Annotated in this window: 5 protein-coding genes; 4 read left to right on the top strand and 1 reads right to left on the bottom strand. The window is 35.5% G+C overall.

Annotated elements, in window-relative coordinates; translation table 11 throughout:
• Positions 1-163 precede the first annotated feature (163 nt).
• From AC1DPQ_RS22280 to AC1DPQ_RS22270, 3 genes are all read left to right on the top strand, one after another.
• Complete coding sequence (locus AC1DPQ_RS22280) at positions 164-682, top strand: thioredoxin family protein (protein ID WP_477581639.1); 519 nt, start codon at positions 164-166, stop codon at positions 680-682.
• 195 nt (positions 683-877) lie between these two features.
• The gene (ung, locus tag AC1DPQ_RS22275; protein ID WP_477581641.1) at positions 878-1,558 is read left to right on the top strand and encodes a uracil-DNA glycosylase; all 681 of its coding nucleotides are present in this window, start codon (positions 878-880) and stop codon (positions 1,556-1,558) included.
• On the top strand, positions 1,558-2,223 hold the full coding sequence (locus tag AC1DPQ_RS22270; protein WP_477581643.1) for an alpha/beta hydrolase: 666 nt from the start codon (positions 1,558-1,560) through the stop codon (positions 2,221-2,223). Before ung ends, AC1DPQ_RS22270 begins: the two co-directional genes overlap by 1 nt.
• Positions 2,224-2,355: 132 nt before the next feature.
• Here the strand turns inward: AC1DPQ_RS22270 and AC1DPQ_RS22265 are convergent, their stop codons facing one another.
• Complete coding sequence (locus tag AC1DPQ_RS22265) at positions 2,356-2,826, bottom strand: Lrp/AsnC family transcriptional regulator (RefSeq protein WP_025142637.1); 471 nt, start codon at positions 2,824-2,826, stop codon at positions 2,356-2,358.
• A gap of 126 nt (positions 2,827-2,952) precedes the next feature.
• On the opposite strand from AC1DPQ_RS22265, the gene AC1DPQ_RS22260 reads away from it, so the two are divergent.
• A partial coding sequence (locus AC1DPQ_RS22260; RefSeq protein WP_477610904.1) for a metal-dependent transcriptional regulator occupies positions 2,953-3,255 on the top strand: 303 nt, incomplete at its 3' end.

The following is a 3,255-nucleotide window of genomic DNA, read 5'->3' as shown; positions in this document are numbered from 1 at the left end:
CCACCCAGTAAAGCAAACCCCGCAATTAATCTGATAATATTTGGCATAAATTTTATTCTAATTATTTTTTTTTTGCAAATATCGTGTTTAAATGGCAGAAATTAGATTTTAAAACAATAATTTCATTAAAAATTTAAAAGCTCACAAAAACCGTCTCTTAAATATGAAAATCCTATTATCCATCACCCTAATCGTACTTGCAATGAATGTTTCTGCACAGGAAGTTAATAAAAAAATCCACGATCAAGTCCACAATAAAGATATTCTGATTAACGCCTGTACGCGTGAAGGAATTACCGCTTTTCCTGAGTTTAAAGAAATGTACGATCCACTTTATGCGGCATATGTACCGGACGCAGCAACCATGATCGAACTGAAAAAACTGGTTAAAAACGAAAAAATAAAAATTGTTTTGGGCACCTGGTGCGGCGACAGCAAAGCAAACGTGCCAAACTTCTTTAAAATTTTAGATGCATTGCACTTTAAAGGGAAAAACGTAGAAATTATTGCAGTAGATGGAAATAAAAAGGCTGAAAACGGCATCCTAGATGGCCTGGATATTGTAAGGGTACCAACTTTTATTGTTCTTGATAAAAAAGGAAAAGAACTGGGAAGGATTATAGAGGGACCAAAAACAACACTCGAGGGCGATTTACTGGCGATATATAAGAAGAAATCTTAAACTTTTTGAGAAGATTTTGGTTCATGGTTTAATGGCCCATGGTTGATGGCCAAGGAGTTCAGAACCTGATAGCTTAATACTTACGGACTCATAGTTTAATAATTTATGGCCCATGGTCTAAACTGAACACCCAAACCATTGACCATAAACTATCAAACCATCAACCATATTACATACACATCTTACATAAAAAACATGTCTGCAGCATTAGAACCAGGTTGGTTAGCCGTTTTAGAGGAAGAATTTGAAAAAGACTACATGAAAAGCCTTAAGTCTTTTTTACAGGAGGAGAAAAACAAAGGAGTCACGGTTTACCCAAAAGGTACTGATATTTTCAACTCATTAAATACCACACCATTTAACCAGGTGAAGGTTGTGATTTTAGGTCAAGATCCCTATCATGGTGTTGGCCAGGCGCATGGTCTGTCCTTTTCAGTACAACGCGGTGTAGCGGTTCCGCCCTCGTTAAAAAATATTTATAAAGAGCTGGAAACTGATATTGAAGGTTTTAAAGCACCAAACCATGGACATTTAACACATTGGGCAGAGCAAGGCGTATTGTTGTTAAACGCAACTTTAACTGTTCGTGCTTCGGAAGCAGGCTCGCATCAAAATCGTGGTTGGGAAATTTTCACTGATGAAATTATTAAGGCTTTATCGCAGAAACGCGAACATATCGTATTTCTTTTGTGGGGTAAATATGCGCAACAAAAAGCGGCTTTAATTGACCAGAAAAAGCATTATGTACTTACGGCTGCCCATCCATCACCATTTTCGGCCTACAATGGCTTCTTTGGATCGAAGCACTTCTCTAAGGCAAATCAGCTTTTAGTACAGAACAACTTAAGCCCTATCGACTGGAACTTACCAGCCTAATGAATACTTACTTTATAAGCGGTTTAGGTGCCGATAAAAGGATTTTTTCTAAGCTGAAGCTTAATGAAAATATCAATATGATTCATATCAATTGGATTAGTCCGAATGAAAATGAATCATTAGCTTCTTACGCCGAACGATTAAGTAAGGTGATTGACTTAAGCCAACCATTTGCTTTGGTTGGCGTTTCTTTTGGAGGGATGATTGCAGTAGAAATGGCCAAATTATTAAAACCTGCAGCAACGATTATCATTTCGAGCACCATGTTAAGCACCTATCTGCCAGCATTATATCGTTTCGCAGGCAAGCTAGGTCTACTGAAATTTATCCCAGCTAAGTTTTTAAAATCTTCGAACAAGCTCACTCAAAATTATTATTTCGGTACGCGTTCCAATAGTGAGAAAACTTTGTTGAGCAAAATTATAAACGATACAGATCCTTATTTTTTGAAATGGGCAATCGGGAGTATTTTAAGCTGGGAAAATAAAATCAAACCTAAAAACATCTACCACATTCATGGTACCAATGATAAAATTTTGTATTCAAAAACCACACAACCCGATTTTGTGATTGAAAATGGAACGCACTTTATGGTTTATCAAAATGCTGATGAAATTTCTGGAATTATTGATAAAATAATATCCGATAATCGCACGTCATGCTGAATTCATTTCAGCATCTTTATTAATATGAAAGACCCTGAAATAAATTCAGGGTGACGACCGTACTATTTCCCACAAAAGATTGCCACATTCCGATGACGATCTAGCCTAAAAGCCCCTTTAGGGGTAATGGGGTTAATATTCTAAAGGCACTATCGGTTCCTTCTTCGTGGTCGACATGATCATCATCGTTTGGAAAGTTTTAACCACAGAAATCTTACTGATTTTATCCATGATTAAACGTTCGTAAGCTTTAATGTCTTTCACATAAACCTTTAACAAAAAATCGGCCTGACCAGTAACGTGGTGACACTCTGTGATTTCCTTGATTTGATTTACTTCATCCAAAAAGATCTGAATGGTGTTATTTTTATGAAAATCGAGTTGAATCTGAATAAAGGTCTTTATACCTAAACCCAGCTTTTCTTCGTCTACCAATGCATGATAACTTTTAATATATCCTGCCATTTCAAGCTTGCGTACACGTTCTAAAGTTGGTGCAGGTGATAAACCAATTTCTTGGGATAAAAGCAAGTTGGTAATTCTTCCGTTCTCTTGAAGAATTCTTAAAATTTTAAAGTCAATTTTATCTAATTCAGATGCCATATGGTGTTAAAGGTATTTGAGAATACAAACATAACCAAATTATATTCTAAATTTTAACATAATTTATCATATATATTTTAAATAAAATTTTTAGATTTACCTAAAAATAAAATTAGATAAACATAAATGCAAAGTTACACGGAAGAGAACTATCTAAAGACTATTTACCATCTGGCAGAGAAAACAACAAACGTTCAAACCAATGCCATTGCAGAGCAAATGCAAACCAAACCGGCATCTGTAACCGACATGATTAAGAAATTAGCTGATAAAGGTTTAGTTGATTATATTAAATACCAAGGCGTTACTTTAACCGAAATAGGAAAAAATACAGCGATAGATATTGTACGAAAACATCGCTTATGGGAAGTTTTTTTGGTTGATAAATTAAACTTTAAGTGGGATGAGGTACATGATGTGGCTGAAGAG

It is taken from the genome of Pedobacter sp. 01T416_2 (assembly GCF_056398925.1).
The sequence above is the reverse complement of the archived record's forward strand: the minus strand, read 5'-3'. Positions and strand labels throughout refer to the sequence as shown.

What these genes read in the sequence shown, in the direction of transcription:
- AC1DPQ_RS22280 (WP_477581639.1), top strand. Translation starts at nt 164, where the DNA reads ATGAAAATCCTATTATCCATCACCCTAATCGTACTTGCAATGAATGTT.
- AC1DPQ_RS22265 (WP_025142637.1), bottom strand. Translation starts at nt 2,826, where the DNA reads ATGGCATCTGAATTAGATAAAATTGACTTTAAAATTTTAAGAATTCTT.
- AC1DPQ_RS22270 (WP_477581643.1), top strand. Translation starts at nt 1,558, where the DNA reads ATGAATACTTACTTTATAAGCGGTTTAGGTGCCGATAAAAGGATTTTT.
- ung (WP_477581641.1), top strand. Translation starts at nt 878, where the DNA reads ATGTCTGCAGCATTAGAACCAGGTTGGTTAGCCGTTTTAGAGGAAGAA.